The sequence below is a fragment of the Amantichitinum ursilacus genome, from assembly GCF_001294205.1.
In the GTDB taxonomy this organism is placed as follows: Bacteria; Pseudomonadota; Gammaproteobacteria; order Burkholderiales; family Chitinibacteraceae; genus Amantichitinum; species Amantichitinum ursilacus.
Genome location: NZ_LAQT01000009.1, coordinates 22,726 through 36,698, shown reverse-complemented (window position 1 = coordinate 36,698; position 13,973 = coordinate 22,726). Strand labels below are relative to the sequence as shown.

At 64.4% G+C, this 13,973-nt stretch carries 15 protein-coding genes; 6 read left to right on the top strand and 9 right to left on the bottom strand.

Annotation, left to right across the window (positions count from 1 at the left end):
• Positions 1–50 precede the first annotated feature (50 nt).
• On the top strand, positions 51–620 hold the full coding sequence (locus WG78_RS11595) for a vWA domain-containing protein (protein ID WP_053937997.1): 570 nt from the start codon (positions 51–53) through the stop codon (positions 618–620).
• Positions 621–761: 141 nt separating this feature from the next.
• On the opposite strand, the gene cobJ is transcribed toward WG78_RS11595, so the two are convergent.
• Genes cobJ through cobG form a run of 4 tightly spaced genes read right to left on the bottom strand, consistent with a single transcriptional unit; the run spans position 762 to position 5,173 of the window.
• Positions 762–2,453 (bottom strand): precorrin-3B C(17)-methyltransferase, encoded by a 1,692-nt coding sequence (gene cobJ / locus WG78_RS11590; RefSeq protein ID WP_053937996.1) that lies wholly within the window; start codon positions 2,451–2,453, stop codon positions 762–764.
• Complete coding sequence (locus WG78_RS11585; RefSeq protein ID WP_053937995.1) at positions 2,441–3,178, bottom strand: precorrin-2 C(20)-methyltransferase; 738 nt, start codon at positions 3,176–3,178, stop codon at positions 2,441–2,443. The genes cobJ and WG78_RS11585 overlap by 13 nt, the downstream gene beginning before the upstream one ends.
• The gene (locus tag WG78_RS11580; RefSeq protein ID WP_053937994.1) at positions 3,175–3,801 is read right to left on the bottom strand and encodes a precorrin-8X methylmutase; all 627 of its coding nucleotides are present in this window, start codon (positions 3,799–3,801) and stop codon (positions 3,175–3,177) included. Before WG78_RS11580 ends, WG78_RS11585 begins: the two co-directional genes overlap by 4 nt.
• Before the next feature lie 4 nt (positions 3,802–3,805).
• Positions 3,806–5,173, bottom strand: a complete 1,368-nt coding sequence (gene cobG, locus WG78_RS11575) for a precorrin-3B synthase (protein ID WP_053937993.1) — start codon at positions 5,171–5,173, stop codon at positions 3,806–3,808.
• 193 nt (positions 5,174–5,366) lie between these two features.
• On the opposite strand from cobG, the gene WG78_RS11570 reads away from it, so the two are divergent.
• The 3 genes from WG78_RS11570 to cobM are packed head-to-tail and all read left to right on the top strand — an operon-like array spanning position 5,367 to position 8,043.
• Complete coding sequence (locus WG78_RS11570; protein WP_053937992.1) at positions 5,367–6,593, top strand: bifunctional cobalt-precorrin-7 (C(5))-methyltransferase/cobalt-precorrin-6B (C(15))-methyltransferase; 1,227 nt, start codon at positions 5,367–5,369, stop codon at positions 6,591–6,593.
• On the top strand, positions 6,590–7,318 hold the full coding sequence (locus WG78_RS11565) for a cobalt-precorrin-6A reductase (protein WP_053937991.1): 729 nt from the start codon (positions 6,590–6,592) through the stop codon (positions 7,316–7,318). Before WG78_RS11570 ends, WG78_RS11565 begins: the two co-directional genes overlap by 4 nt.
• A gap of 2 nt (positions 7,319–7,320) precedes the next feature.
• Positions 7,321–8,043 (top strand): precorrin-4 C(11)-methyltransferase, encoded by a 723-nt coding sequence (cobM, locus tag WG78_RS11560; protein WP_053937990.1) that lies wholly within the window; start codon positions 7,321–7,323, stop codon positions 8,041–8,043.
• 77 nt (positions 8,044–8,120) lie between these two features.
• On the opposite strand, the gene WG78_RS11555 is transcribed toward cobM, so the two are convergent.
• Both WG78_RS11555 and WG78_RS11550 read right to left on the bottom strand, forming a co-directional pair.
• Entirely contained in the window at positions 8,121–8,864 is a 744-nt protein-coding gene (locus WG78_RS11555) for a CbtA family protein (protein ID WP_053937989.1), read from the bottom strand.
• A gap of 12 nt (positions 8,865–8,876) precedes the next feature.
• Positions 8,877–9,089 (bottom strand): CbtB domain-containing protein, encoded by a 213-nt coding sequence (locus tag WG78_RS11550; RefSeq protein ID WP_053937988.1) that lies wholly within the window; start codon positions 9,087–9,089, stop codon positions 8,877–8,879.
• Between the two features lie 164 nt (positions 9,090–9,253).
• Between WG78_RS11550 and WG78_RS11545 the strand changes: the two genes are divergently transcribed.
• Positions 9,254–9,823: a histidine phosphatase family protein gene (locus tag WG78_RS11545; protein ID WP_053937987.1), complete on the top strand. Its 570-nt coding sequence runs from the start codon at positions 9,254–9,256 to the stop codon at positions 9,821–9,823.
• A gap of 198 nt (positions 9,824–10,021) precedes the next feature.
• Positions 10,022–10,432: a hypothetical protein gene (locus WG78_RS11540; RefSeq protein WP_053937986.1), complete on the top strand. Its 411-nt coding sequence runs from the start codon at positions 10,022–10,024 to the stop codon at positions 10,430–10,432.
• Between the two features lie 9 nt (positions 10,433–10,441).
• Here WG78_RS11540 and WG78_RS11535 read toward each other — a convergent pair whose 3' ends face one another.
• The 3 genes from WG78_RS11535 to narI all read right to left on the bottom strand — a co-directional run bounded on the left by WG78_RS11535 (position 10,442) and on the right by narI (position 13,958).
• The gene (locus WG78_RS11535; protein WP_053937985.1) at positions 10,442–11,113 is read right to left on the bottom strand and encodes a response regulator; all 672 of its coding nucleotides are present in this window, start codon (positions 11,111–11,113) and stop codon (positions 10,442–10,444) included.
• A complete protein-coding gene (locus WG78_RS11530) occupies positions 11,106–13,082 on the bottom strand; it encodes a type IV pili methyl-accepting chemotaxis transducer N-terminal domain-containing protein (RefSeq protein WP_083459042.1) in 1,977 nt (658 codons plus the stop codon). The genes WG78_RS11535 and WG78_RS11530 overlap by 8 nt, the downstream gene beginning before the upstream one ends.
• Before the next feature lie 198 nt (positions 13,083–13,280).
• Positions 13,281–13,958 (bottom strand): respiratory nitrate reductase subunit gamma, encoded by a 678-nt coding sequence (gene narI, locus WG78_RS11525; protein WP_053937983.1) that lies wholly within the window; start codon positions 13,956–13,958, stop codon positions 13,281–13,283.
• Positions 13,959–13,973: the final 15 nt, after the last annotated feature.

The following is a 13,973-nucleotide window of genomic DNA, read 5'->3' as shown; positions in this document are numbered from 1 at the left end:
CCGCCGCTACGGTGCGTAGCGGTGCCCGATGGCAACAAGGCAAAGGTAGCGTGCGCGCGGCATATGGCGCGGCCGGCACACGCCTGCACTGGCCACGCACCTTGCAGGCCAGGGCGGGGGCGGTGCTGGCGGCCGAACATTTGCGTTATCAACCGCAACGCGCGCTTGCGGGCGTGCTGCATTGTTTTGTGCTGGATTGTTCGGCATCGATGTTGCGCGACGACCAATTGGCACTGGCTAAAGGCTGGTTGGCGTCGATGTTCGACCAGGTCGCGCAGCAACGCGCGATGGCGGCGCTGATCTGCTTTGGCGGACAACAGGCCGACCTCCGCTTTGGCCCGGCCGTGCCGCGATGGTGGAACGAACGCTGGCTTGCGCCGTTAACGGGCGGCGGCGGCACGCCATTGCGGCTGGCGCTGCACAAAGCCGACGCGCTACTGGCCCGCGCCGCCCGGCTGCACCCGGCGCAACAACGGCATCTGTGGCTGCTGACCGACGGCCGCACCACCGAAACACCCACCCGCCCCTTCCACGCCGATGAAATCCACATCGTGGATTTCGAAACCGGCCCGCTGCGGCTGGGCCGCTGCGCCGCGCTGCGCACAGCGTGGAAGTTGTAATTCGTCCACTGCGCTTCATGGGGTGGGCCTCGGCGTCCCCGTTATGACCCACCACCCAAAGCCGTCAAGAAGCAGAGAGTGTGTTCTTCTTCGCGGCTTTGAAATGGTGGGTCATGACCCACCCTATGCAGCAGCTTGGGGTTACGCGTCGGGGTTGGGGTACCAGCGTGGGGTGTAGGTCCATTCGGGGCTGTGGCCGAGCTGGAAGCGGCGGGTCATTGATGAGCCGATCAGCACCATGGTGCGCATGTCGACGTGGCTGGCTTGCAGTTCGGCCAGCGTCAGTGTGCGCAGCGTGCCGCCGGGGCGGCCGATGTCGCGGCCCAGTACTACCACGGTTTCGGGGCGACGATGGCCGCGCACGATCTCAAGCGCGCGCTCCAGTTGCCACGGACGGGCGCGCGAGATCGGGTTGTAGAACGCCAACGCCAGATCGGCCGCTGCGGCGTGTTCCAGCCGCTGTTCAATCACTGCCCACGGCTTCAGATTGTCCGAGAGCGACAGCATGCAGAAGTCATGCCCCAGCGGCGCACCCGCCACCGCCGCGGTGGCCAATGCCGCCGAGATGCCGGGGATGATGTCCAGTTCGACGCCACCCCAGCGCACGTCATCCGCGCCGTCCAGCGCTTCCAGCACCGCCGCCGCCATCGCAAATACGCCGGGGTCGCCGGACGACACCATCACCACACGCCGCCCCGCCAACGCCAGTTCAAACGCATGGCGTGCGCGTTGTAGTTCTTCGCGGTTATCGCTTCCATGCACGGTCTGGTCGGCGCGAAATGGGCCCGCCATTTTGACGTAGGTGTCGTAGCCCAAAACATCGGTGGCCTCGTCCAGCGCGCGCCGGGCTGCGGGTGCGAGCAGATCGGCGCGACCGGGCCCGAGGCCAATGACGCTAAGCCGTCCGCGCGGGCGACCAATGCGGTGGATGTCGATCGCACCGTGTGCGATATGCAGCGTGACGGCGGCGTCCGCTTTAATCACCTGGTCCGTGCCGCTCTCCAGCACATCGCCCGCATCGAGCAACCGCAACGGCACGCCCAGCGCCTGTGCCGCAGCACTGGCGGCATTGCAGGCCTGCGCCAACGGCAACACCAGCGCCGCCAGAGCCTGCGGTGCCAACCCGTGTGCCGCCAATGCGGCTTGTATGTGCGCCACGACATCACCGTCCATGCGGTCCAGCACCGCCAGCACGCAACGCGGATGAATCACCAACTGACGGCGCTCGCCCTGCCAGGCATACGGGCTCAGCGTGATCGCGTGTGCGGCATCGGCTTGCAGCGGCAAGCTTGCCGCCGCCAACCATGGCATCTCGCCTTCGACGCGCGTGGACGCACCAGCCAGCAAATCAGACACAAAGCGTTTGCCATGATCAAGATCAGCCAGCGCGTAGCCTACGGGCGGGTTCAGCAAGCAAGTGCCAAAGCGCAATTCGCCGCTGGTGGTAATGGCGGGCGCTACCTCAAGCGCGGTCGCCAGTTGCCGCGCCAACACGTTCGCGCCGGTCAGCCCACCCAGCAAGGGCACCACTGCGCTGCCGTCTTCCGCCACGGCCAGCACCGGCGGCTCGCTGCCTTTGTGGGCCAGCAACGGTGCAATGCACCGGATGAGGATGCCCGCCGCGCACAACGCAATAATCGGCACGTTGCGCGCGTACAGATCGCGCAGATGACCCGTCAGATCGGAATAGGCGATGTCCGCCTCCACCCGGCCTGCCAGCGCATGTACCTGTGCGCCGGGCAAGGCCGACTGAATGCGGCGTGCGGTGGCCAATGCACCCGTGCCCAGGATGACAATGGCGGCGTGGCCGAAGTCGTGCTCTAACCGCGCCATTTTTGCCCCGGCACCACCAGCAGCGAAAAATATGGCGACGCCATCGGTTCCACCTCATCGATCGGCACGATGCGCTGATTGGCCATGGTGGCGCGCTCGACGTACAGCGCGCGCTCGGCCAAGCCCAGTTGTTGCAACACGCGACGCACTTTGTCGAAATTGCGCCCCAGCTTCATGATCACCGCCGCTTCGGCATCAGCCAGACGCCGCTTCAGTTCGTCTTCCGGCAACACGCCGGACAGCACGCACAGGCTCTGGTTGCGATACACCAGCGGCACGCCCAGCACCGCCGCGCCGCCCAGCATCGAACACACGCCGGGCACCACTTCGGCCGGGTAGCGCGTGGCCAGGCGGTCATGCAGATACATATACGAACCGTAGAAAAACGGATCGCCTTCGCAGATCACCGCCACATCGCGGCCCGCGTCCAGATGCAGCGCCAGCTGATCGGCCACCGTGTCGTAAAAATCAGCGATCACGCTTTCGTAATCCAGCGGCGGCGCCAGCGCTTCGGTGGTCACCGGATACACCAGCGGCACTTGCTGCTGCGCGGGCGTCAGATGTTGTTCGATGATGCCGAAGGCGTTGCCCTTTTTGCCCTTGGCCACAAAATAGGCCACCACCGGCGCGGACTGCAGCAAGCGCAGGGCCTTGACGGTGATCAGTTCGGGGTCGCCCGGGCCCACGCCCAATCCGAGTAAACGACCTGGCTGCACGCTGCTCATTCCGCCTCCGTCGCCAAGGCGTTAACGGCGGCGGCGGCCATGGCGCTGCCACCGCGCCGGCCCTGCACCACCACAAACGGCACGTCGCGACTGTCGGCGGCCAGGGCCGCTTTGGATTCGGCCGCGCCAATAAAGCCCACCGGAAAGCCCAGAATCAGCGCCGGTTGGGGCGCGCCCGCATCCAGCATTTCCAGCAGATAAAACAAAGCGGTGGGCGCATTGCCGATCACCACCACACTGCCCGCCAGATGCGGCCGCCATAATTCCAGCGCAGCGGCGGAACGCGTATTGCCCAGCTCGCTGGCCAGGCCCGGCACTTCGGGCTGGTTAAGCGTACAGATCACCGGGTTGTGGGCGGGCAAACGCGCCCGCGTAATGCCTTCGGCCACCATGCGGGCGTCACACAAAATGGGCGCACCGGCCAACAAGGCGGCGCGACCTGCCGCGCCCGCACCGGCGCTAAACGCCAGGTCTTGCACCACGTCGGTCATGCCGCAGGCGTGGATTACGCGCACGGCCAGTTTTTCAAGATCAGGCGGGATGGCGCCAAGATCCGCTTCGGCGCGGATGGTGGCAAACGAACGGCGATAGATTTCCTGGCCGTCGCGAACATAGTCGAGCATTAAATCAATCCGGGTTGATGGGCTGCGCATTCAGCATCTGCGCGGCCTGGGCTAACGTGATGGATGTTGCCAACGGCGCACCGAAACCGGCCGCGCCGTTGTATTGATAGAGGTCGTACTGGTCGGGCGCGAGCGCCAACAGCGTCCACGGCGCGCAATGCGCGGCAGCGCACGAACGCACACAGCCACTCAGATGCACGGCGCGCGGAACATCGAGCAAACCCGCCAGCCGCAGCGCATCGGCTTTAACGTCGGCCAGCGCGCGATTGCAGCCGCTGCTCCCCGCACAGGCAATCAGCTGCGCCAGCGGATTGGCGGCATCGGTCAGCAAGCCCAGCGCCTGCCATTGCGTTTGCAACTGCTGCGCCCGCGCCGCTGTGAGATCGGGTGCGAGCACGCCTTGCCACGGCGTGAAATGCAGCACGCCGTCGCTGGCATCGGCCAATTGCTGCAAACCCGCCGCGCTGATCCGCCCCAGCGGCCATTGCGCGCCGAGATAGTACAACGCGGGCGCGTCCGGCGTGTGCGCTTGTGCGTGGATGCCCATACGCAAGTGGGTGGCCGAGGGTTTGCGCAACCCGTGCGCCGGATCAGGCCGGGCATCCAGCGCGAAGTTGCAGCGTTGTTGTGCTTGCTGGATCAGCGTGGCCACACCGTGGTCAGCCAGGACATCACGCATGCGGTGCTGGCCCGGTTGCGCCAGCTTCAGAAAGCTATGCAAAAGCGCGGCCACCAGCTCAAGCGCGTACTGTGGGGCGACTACTGCGACGGGCTGCGCGCCGTGATCAAGATCAGCGGGGCATCCGGCCAGGCCCACCGCCAGTTGCGTGCCGCGTGCTTGATCCGTTACGGCCGCCAGCCAGATATCGTGCGGATGATCGCGCGCCACCAAGGCTTCGCCACCATCCAGCAACACACAGAACTTGGGCGACAGCGCGGCAAATTCCGGCGTGTGTTGCAGCACAGCCAACAGTTGCGCCGCCAGCGGGCGCATATCCAGCACGGCCTGCGCATCGCGTCCGGCCAACGGGCTGAGCATCACATTGCGTACGCCATCGCGCGCATCCAGCGAACCCGCGCCGTCTGCTGGCCCCAGGCCCGCTGCCAGCAAGGCATCGATCAGGTCGTCTTCCGCGCCCACGCGCACACCGCGTATCTGCAGATTGGCGCGGTTGGTGGCTTCGATTACGCCGCTGGCACACCGCGCGGCGGCGCGCGCCAGCGCATGCGCTTGCGGCGCGCGCAAAACGCCGCCGGGCAAGCGGATGCGGCACAAGCCACCATCGCGCGTCGGCACGATGTTGAGCAAGCCCGGACAAGCAGACGCGCGTGCGGCCACGAGCGGGATAACGGAGGACAGGGAGCGATTCAAAACGGCACCGGGTTAACCAGTTTAAAACACGCGCACGCGGTCAAAACGGCGCGGGCGATACGATATACTTGCGGCCTGATTTGCGAAGCCGGTCGGGCTGCGGCCGGGCCGGTTTGCTATGTTATGCAATTTTGTATGCCCCGTCATTGCAGCCCGCTGCGCGACCGGGCCCCCGCACAAGGAAAAACAAGGCATGAGCGCGTGGTTAACCGTGGTGGGCATTGGCGATGACGGCTATGTCGAACTGCCACGCAGCGCACGGCGCGCCTTGTGGCAGGCGCGGCTGATTGTGGGCGCGCCACGCCAGCTGGCCTTGCTGCCTGCCCGCTTGCCGGCGCAGCGCATGGCGTGGCCCAGCCCGTTTGATCTGGCCCCGGTGTTGCAACAACGTGGTACGCCCGTGTGTGTGCTGGCCAGCGGCGATCCGATGTTCTACGGCGTAGGCGCGAGCCTGGCGCAAACCTTGCCGGCCGACGAAATGCGCATCATCGCCGCGCCCTCGTCCGTGTCGCTGGCGGCGGCGCAACTGGGCTGGCCTTTGCAGCAATGCACGGTGCGCTCGTTGCTGACCCAGCCGCTTGCCAGCCTCAATCTCGATCTGCATGCCGGGCAGCGCGTATTGCTGCTGACGGCGGATGGCTTTGCGCCGGCCGCCATTGCGCGCCACATCAGCGCCTTGGGTTTTGGCGCCAGCCGCATGACGGTGCTGGAACATCTGGGCTCGACCACGCAGGCCCAGCGCATTGACGCCACGGCGGCCAGTTGGTCAATTGCCGAAGCGGCCCGCTTGAATATCGTCGCGCTCGATCTGATTGCCGACGGCGACACCCGCAGCCTGCCGCTGACGCCGGGCCTGCCCGACGAGGCGTATCGCCACGACGGCCAACTGACCAAACGCGACGCGCGCGCCATTACGTTGGCGCGGCTGGCGCCCCGTCCCGGCGAATTGCTCTGGGACGTCGGCGCGGGTTGCGGTTCGATCGGCATTGAATGGATGCGCAGCCATCGCAGTTGCCGCGCCATTGCCGTCGAGGCCGATGCGGTGCGGCAGCAACTGATTGCGCATAATCGCGATCAGTTGGGCGTGCCGGGATTGCAATTGGTGACGGGCGAGGCGCCAGCCGCACTGGCTGACCTGCCCGCGCCCGATGCGATTTTTATTGGCGGCGGCGTTACCGTGCCGGGCGTGTTGCCAACGTGTTGGCAGGCGCTGAAACCGGGCGGCCGCCTGATCGCCAATGCGGTGACCTTACAAGCCGAATCCACCTTGCTGGCCTGGCGCGAGCAGCACGGCGGCAGCGTCACCCGCATTGCCCTTGCGCAAGCGCAGGCGTTGGGCAGCTTTGATACCTGGCGGCCGGCCTTGCCGCTGATGCTGTACGAAGTGCACAAGCCGTTAGCCCCGGATAACGCCGCATGAACATCTTGTTGTTAGGCGGCACTGGCGACGCGCTGCAACTGGCGCGCCAGCTGGACCCCCGCACCATTTACAGTCTGGCCGGCCTGGGCCGCGTGCCGCAGGATTTGCCTTGCCGCGTGCGCGTCGGTGGCTTTGGTGGCGCCGTGGGACTGGCCGGGTTTATCCGCGCCGAGCATATCGGTCTGGTGTTCGACGCTACCCATCCGTATGCCGCGCAGATCAGCGCCAACGCCGCCCACGCCTGCGCGCAAACCGGCGTGGCGTATTGGGCGTTGCGGCGTCCGGCGTGGCAAGCGGGCCCCGGCGATGACTGGCGCGAGGTGGGCGACTGGGCCGATCTGACGCGCGCACTGCAGGCTTTCAGGCGTCCGCTGTTTACCTCGGGCCGCGAGCCGTTAGCGCATCTGGATGAAATTCCGCCGCAGCAACACTGGCTGGTGCGTTGTCTTGATCCGCATCCCGGCAATGCACGTGCGCAGATTCTCGGCGTGCGCGGGCCGTTTACGATGGACGGTGAACGTGCCTTGATGCAGCAGCACGACATCGACGTCATCGTCAGCAAGAACAGCGGCGGCAGCGCCACCGAGGCCAAACTGGCCGTGGCGCGTGAACTGGGCTTGCCAGTGTTGATGCAGCAACGCCCCACCCTGCCCGCGGCCACGCGGCAATTCTTCGATCTGGCCAGCGCCGCGCAGGCGCTGCTGGCAACTCAAAACAGGCCCTGAGCATGACTGTTTATTTTATTGGCGCAGGCCCCGGCGACCCCGATCTGATCACCGTCAAAGGCCAGCGCCTGGTGCGTCAGTGCCCGGTGATTCTGTACGCGGGCTCGCTGGTGCCGCCCGAAGTACTGGCGGGCCATCAGGCCGAAAGTGTGGTCAATACCGCCGAATTAACGCTGGACGCCATCATCGACTTGCTGGCAGCGGCGCATGCGCGGGGGCAGGATGTGGCACGCGTGCATTCGGGCGATCCCTCTTTGTATGGCGCGATTGGCGAGCAAATCCGTCGCCTGCAAGCACTAGACATTCCCTATCAGATTATCCCGGGCGTGACAGCCACCGCCGCCTGCGCCGCCAGCCTGGGCGTGGAGCTAACGCTGCCCGGTGTGGCGCAAACCGTGATCCTGACCCGCTATGGCAGCAAATCAAAACTGCCGCCCGGCGAGCAATTGGGCGACCTGGCGCGACACCAGGCCACCATGGCCATCCACTTGGGCGTGCGGCATCTAAGCGCCATCGTGGCCGAGCTACTGCCGCATTACGGCGCGGACTGCCCCATCGCCGTGGTCTACCGCGCCAGTTGGCCCGATGAGGCGCGTGTGGTGGGCACGCTGGGCAGCATCGTCGGCTTGATCGAAGACACCCATATCGAGCGCACCGCGCTAATCCTGGTCGGGCGCGTGCTGAATGCGGATGATTTTGCCGATTCGACCTTGTACGCCGGCTGAATGGCGGCGTGGTCGCGCAAACGTAAAAAGGCCGGATCGCATGGATCCGGCCTTTTTTGGAACGCGATAACGCGGGCTTAGTGCGCCAGCGCCGGGGCGCGCAGTTCGCGCATTTTGTGATCGGCCATCAGGCCAAACAGCAAGCCCAACGTGGTCCACATGATGGCTTGCATGCCCAGCGCGGCGACGCGGAATTTCCACAGCAGCACGGCCGGGAACGCGGCAGGCACTTCGTTGATGTCGGGCAACAAAGCCTGCGCAATGGCGATGAGCGCGATAAACAACACGCCTGCCGCAATCGAGGCATTCCACAGACCCAGCGTTTGGGCCATGGCTTTGCGCGCGCGCAGCGAGACCAACATCGCCACCAGCGAAATCGCGATCATCCCGAAGAACAAGGCGGTGCGCAGGCCGATGGTGTCGGGATCGCCCACTGCGGGCGGATTAGCCGGGTATTTGAGATTGGGCACGATGGTCAGCGCCACAAAACCCGCCAGCGCCATCCATGCGGCCAACGGACGCGCGGGCAGCTTGCTGCTGCGGCCGTAGATCAACGCAAAGGTCAGCGCAAACAAACCGCCGAAGGCCGCGCCGTAGGTGACTACGCCGGTTAACAGGCCCACGCCGGCCTGAGTCTGCCGGCTGACCTGTTCGGGCTCGTCGGCCTCGCCATCATGATGGTGATGCGCATGCGCATTCGATTCCTCGAAGGCGATGGCCTGATCCACTTGCGGCTCGCCCGCAATACGGGCAAAGCAGAACGTGAGCAAGCCCGCGACCACGCCCGCGATCATGCCGCGTAGCAATAATTGACCAACCATAAGAACCCCGGCTTAGTGACAAGGAAAGCCGAGCAAATGGCGGCCGTCGTGCACAAATTCGTGGATATAGGTGCCTTGGAACAAGGCCGTGGCGCCTTGCTCGCTGCCAACAAAGTACAGCGCGATCAGCGCCAGCAGGCCACCGAACACGGCCCAGGGCAGCCATTCGCCCAGCGGAATCGGGGTGGGCTCAACGACGGCCGGATTGAGGACGGCTTCGCTCATAAATCTCTCCTGAATTGCAAGCTGGGTAAACACCACGTCATTGTAGTGATATCGGCATGTATTGCCTTTTGATTTTGCGGGCATTCTAATGGCGGCCGACTGCAATCGGTACTGAATTCTTTTCACGCCTGCAAACGGCGTATTCACTTTGCCCGGACCCCGCCATGACCACGCGCTTGCATCTGTTCAGCCTTGCCGCCACCACTGCGGTGCGCAAGGGGTGTTTTCCGGACGACGAAACGCTGGATGAGCGCGGTGTACGCGAGACGCTGGCGTGTGGTCTAACCGAATGGCTGCCTGCCGACGCGCGGCTGCTGTGCGCGCCATCGGCACTGGCTTTGGCCACCGCCGCCTTGCTGCCGCGCCCGGCCCAGGTGGAAGTGGCATTGGCCGATATGGACTACGGCCGTTGGCATGGGCAAAGCCTGGGCGATGTGGCCAGCGCCGAGCCCGATGCGCTGGCCGCGTGGTTGCAACACCCTGACGCACCCGCAGGCGGCGCGGCCTGTTTTAGCGATGTGCTGCAGCGCGTAGGCGCGTGGCTGGACCAACTGGCCGCCACGGAGCACGCCAGCGAGATCGTGGCGCTAACGCATCCGATGGTGATCCGCGCCGCGATTCTGCATGCGCTGGGCGCGCCGGCAGTGGCATTCACGCGTATTCAGGTACCGCCGCTATGCCGGTTTGAGCTGCGCCGCGCAGCCCATGGCTGGCATTGGTGGCCCGCGCGCTAAGCCTGGCGCGGGGCTCGTTGCATGACGCGGCGCGTCGTCAAGCGGATGTTGGAAGCTGGCCGTTTGCGACGCCTGGCGTAAAACAAGGCGTTTCTTTGCGCAAAGCGCGTCGCGGACCGCCGTAGTGGTCTACTTATCAAGTAATCCGCCTGCGGAAGACATGACACGCGGAACCCCTCCACCGCCGGAATTGCCACCATGTTTGCACGTACCCTGCCGCTGCTTTTGCTGTTGGCGCTTGCGGGCCCGGCTTATGCCGCGCCCACGCTGGATGATGCGCAAGTCAAAGCGCTGAAATACACGCAGCGCTTGCTGGTGCTGGAGCAGAACGCGCGATTTGTGTTGCTGGAGAATCTGGCCGACCCGGCCGATCACGACAAGGCGTGCGCCTGGAAGAATGTGTCCAATCAAAAGGCGTATGTCGAAATCCAGGCGCAGTACTTTACCCGGATCGCCAAACCCTCCAGCGGGTATCTGCGCTCGCTGAAGCCGTTGCAGCAACAGCTGGCAGCGGCACGGGCGCAATTTGCCGCTACGCCCATCGACGTGGTTTCGGACGCCAAACCCGATCTATGCCTGGATGTGGACCTGATCTATCTGGATGTGTAACGCGCGGCCTTACTGGCCGTTGTCGCTGCCCGCCAGACCGTGTTCCACCGCATACACCGCAGCCTGCACGCGGCTGGACAGACCCAGCTTTTTGAGGATGTTCTGCACATGGATCTTGATGGTGCTTTCCGCCAGATCCAGACGGCGAGCGATCAGCTTGTTGCTCTCGCCCAAGGCCAGACAGGACAGGATTTCGCGTTCGCGCGGCGTGAGCATTTCGTCACCGCGCGGCGCGGCAACCGCAACGCTGGGGGCCACGCGCAGTTGTTGCACCAGCTTGGCGGTCATCGCTTCGGCCACCACGGCTTCGCCTGCATGCGCGCGGTGGATGGCGCTGATCAGGTAATCGGCGTCGATGTTCTTCAGCAAATAACCGCATGCGCCGGCGCGCAAAGCGGTGGTCAAATCTTCCGCGTCTTCCGACACCGTCAGCATCAGCACGGCCAGCGTGGGCGTGGCTTGCAGCATCAGCTTGAGCGCTTCCACGCCTGACAAACCCGGCATATTCAAATCAAGCAGCACTACATCGGGCTGCAATGTGTGCGCCAGTTTGATGGCCTCGGCGCCATCCGCGGCTTCGCCTACCACGTCCAGATCGGCATGACGGCTTAGCAGCAAGCGGATGCCGCTGCGAAACAGCGTGTGATCGTCGACCAGCAAGACGCGGATTGCACTAGCCATGCGGATACTCTTGTCGGGATAAGGAGGGCGCATCATCAGCGGCGACAGCGGGCAGCGTCAACGTGACCGTCACGCCATGATCGTTATCCAGTTGCAATTGCGCGCCCAGCCGCTCGGCGCGCTCTTGCATGATGCTGAGGCCAACGTGCCGCTCCGCGCGCTCGGCCATGCGGGCCGGATCAAACCCGCCACCGTTGTCCTTGATCATCAGACGCAAGGGTGTGTCGTTGTGCAACAGTACTTCGACTTTGCTGGCGTTGGCATGCTTGCGCACGTTCGACAGCGCTTCTTGCAGGATAAACAGCAGTTGCAATTGCGCATCGGCCAGCAAGGGGCGGCCCTGCCCGCTCAGCGTCAAGGTAATGGCGATGCCGGTTTGCTGGCGGAATTTGTCGATGACCGTGCGCAGGGTGCCGGGCAGATCGCCCGCTTGCAGCCGGGTGCGGAAATTGAGCAGCAGCTCGCGCACATCGTCGTAACTCTCGGTGATGCCCGCGCGCAACAGCGGCACCGCATCGTGCGCCTCGTCCAGCGCGCCGCGCTTGAGCGAATCGTCGAGCATCTGTACTTGCAGGTTCAGGAAATTCAAGCCTTGGGCAATGCTGTCGTGCAGACCTTGCGCCATCAGGTTGCGCTCTTCGGATACCGCCAGTTCGCGTTCGCGCGCGGCCAGACGCACGTTTTCGAGGGCAATGCCCAGATGCTGGCCCACCGAGGCCAGCAACTGCTTTTCGCGTTCGGCCATCGGGCGCGACTGGGCGAAGTGCAACGTGATATGGCCCAGACTCGATTCGCCGGCCACCACCGGCAGCGCGTAAACCTGGGCAAAACCGGCCTCGGCACAGGGCAGTTGCGGAAGCAGCGCGCTGTAGCGCATGTGCACGCTGACGGGCTGACCATATCGCGCCGCGCCGCAATGACATTCCTGCGGATGGCGGCAGCGCTCGGCGTCACGCAGGCCATCGGGCAAGCCAATACTGCTGATCAGCCAGGCGGTGTCCTGCAGCGGGTCGATTACGCGCACGCTGCCCGCGCTGGCGTCAAACCACGTCACCAGCCGTTCCAGCACGCCGCGACACAGCGCATGCGAGGTCTGCGGCCGGGTGACGAAGGCCACTACGTCGTACAGCAGCGACAACTCGCGGTTCTGGCCATGCAGCTCGGCGGTTTTTTCCGCAACGCGTTTTTCCAGCGAGCCATAGGCGGCGGCCAGCCGATCGGCCATATGGTTAAAGCTCTCCTGCACTTCGCCAAATTCGTCGCGGGTTTCCACCGGCAAGCGCACGGTAAAGTCCTGTTCTGCCATGCGGGCAATGCCATCGCGCAAACGCGACAGCGGCCGGAAAATCAGCAAGAACATCAGATAGATTTGCGTAACTGCCCCGGCAATCGCCAACGCAATCAAAAACATCTGCGACATGCGCAGCCACATCGTGCGCTGCGAATTAAGCTGTTCAATCGACATCACCAGCATATTGACGCGATTAACAAAGCGGTCGAGATCGGCGCGCGCCGCCACCGGGTCAGACAAGGCCTGGCCAGCGATCGCCGGGTCTAACCAGCGGGTAACCCAATGCTGGTAATCGGCTTCGATCTGCTTGAATTGCAGACGCACCGAGGGGTCATCGGGCAGATACAAGGGGCGCGCCGGATCGCCATCGCGCAACAGCGTCAGCGTGCGATCAAACTGGGCGCGCTCGTCGCGCAAACTGCGGATGCGGCCGGGGTCCGGTGCGGCGGCGTAGTGTTCCAGCGTCAGCGCCATATGGTAGGTGCGCATGCGCAGGCTGCCTGCAGCATTGATGGCGGCACCCGCGCCTTCCAGTTGCCACGACAGATGCAGCGTAATGGCAATCGCGCCCAGGCCCACGGCCAGCGTCAGCAACAAAATGGCCAGCACGCGCGCCGACAACTGCCGGCCAAGCGACAACGGGCTGGACAGATCAGGCGTGGTGGGTGGGTTGGGCATGCAGTTTTTCTTGATCCGTTGTAGGGGCGACGCCACTGCGGCGCGCAGGCGCGGTTGGCATAAACGCCATGACGCCGCATGCGCACCATTGCGCTGCTGCGTATTGTTCACCCGCAAGGGCGCGCTCGCCCACCCCAACGCAGCAAAAAACAAGCCGGACGGCAGCAGCGCCATCCGGCCTGATGGTTGCCGCTGTGTTTACTGGCGCGGACGCACCACTTGCCAGGCGCGCAGCAGATAGCTGGCGGTGCCAAAGCCGCTCCACACATGCACCAGTCGGGTAAACGGAAAAATCACAAACAAGGTCATACCCATCAGCATGTGCAGCTTGAACACCATCGGCGCGTCGGCCACCAATGCGGCGGCATCCGGGCGGCAGGTGACGATGTGCTGCGCCCACGCCATGAACAACGTCATCATATGGCCGTCCAGATGGTCTCTGGACACCAGAATGGTGGAAAGACCCAGCAACAAGGTGACGCCTATCCAGCCCAGCGTGAGCTTGTCGCGCCACGTGGTCATGGCGCGCAGGCGAGCGTCGCTGACGCGGCGGTAGATCATGAGCGCCAGCCCGACCAACGCCATACTGCCAAACACGCCCCCGGCCACCATCGCAATCATTTGCTTGACGCCATGCGACACCCCCAGCGCATCCCACAGCGCCAGCGGCGTCAGCAGCCCGCCCAGATGGCCCACAAACACCATCAGAATGCCGATATGAAACAGGTACGAGCCCAGCCGCAATTGGCCGCGGCGAATCAACTGTGTTGATTCACTTTTCCACGAATATTGTTCGCGCTCGAAGCGCACCAGGCTGCCAAACAAAAAGATGGCCAGCGCGATATAGGGATAGATGCCAAACAGAAAATCGTTCATTGCTGTATTCCTTGA

Coding starts and splice junctions, on each gene's coding strand:
- WG78_RS11550 (WP_053937988.1), bottom strand. CDS start 9,089: ATGAGCGAAGCCGTCCTCAATCCGGCCGTCGTTGAGCCCACCCCGATT.
- narI (WP_053937983.1), bottom strand. CDS start 13,958: ATGAACGATTTTCTGTTTGGCATCTATCCCTATATCGCGCTGGCCATC.
- WG78_RS11555 (WP_053937989.1), bottom strand. CDS start 8,864: ATGGTTGGTCAATTATTGCTACGCGGCATGATCGCGGGCGTGGTCGCG.
- WG78_RS11535 (WP_053937985.1), bottom strand. CDS start 11,113: ATGGCTAGTGCAATCCGCGTCTTGCTGGTCGACGATCACACGCTGTTT.
- WG78_RS11570 (WP_053937992.1), top strand. CDS start 5,367: ATGAGCGCGTGGTTAACCGTGGTGGGCATTGGCGATGACGGCTATGTC.
- cobJ (WP_053937996.1), bottom strand. CDS start 2,453: ATGGCGCGGTTAGAGCACGACTTCGGCCACGCCGCCATTGTCATCCTG.
- WG78_RS11580 (WP_053937994.1), bottom strand. CDS start 3,801: ATGCTCGACTATGTTCGCGACGGCCAGGAAATCTATCGCCGTTCGTTT.
- WG78_RS11545 (WP_053937987.1), top strand. CDS start 9,254: ATGACCACGCGCTTGCATCTGTTCAGCCTTGCCGCCACCACTGCGGTG.
- cobM (WP_053937990.1), top strand. CDS start 7,321: ATGACTGTTTATTTTATTGGCGCAGGCCCCGGCGACCCCGATCTGATC.
- WG78_RS11530 (WP_083459042.1), bottom strand. CDS start 13,082: ATGCCCAACCCACCCACCACGCCTGATCTGTCCAGCCCGTTGTCGCTT.
- WG78_RS11585 (WP_053937995.1), bottom strand. CDS start 3,178: ATGAGCAGCGTGCAGCCAGGTCGTTTACTCGGATTGGGCGTGGGCCCG.
- WG78_RS11540 (WP_053937986.1), top strand. CDS start 10,022: ATGTTTGCACGTACCCTGCCGCTGCTTTTGCTGTTGGCGCTTGCGGGC.
- WG78_RS11565 (WP_053937991.1), top strand. CDS start 6,590: ATGAACATCTTGTTGTTAGGCGGCACTGGCGACGCGCTGCAACTGGCG.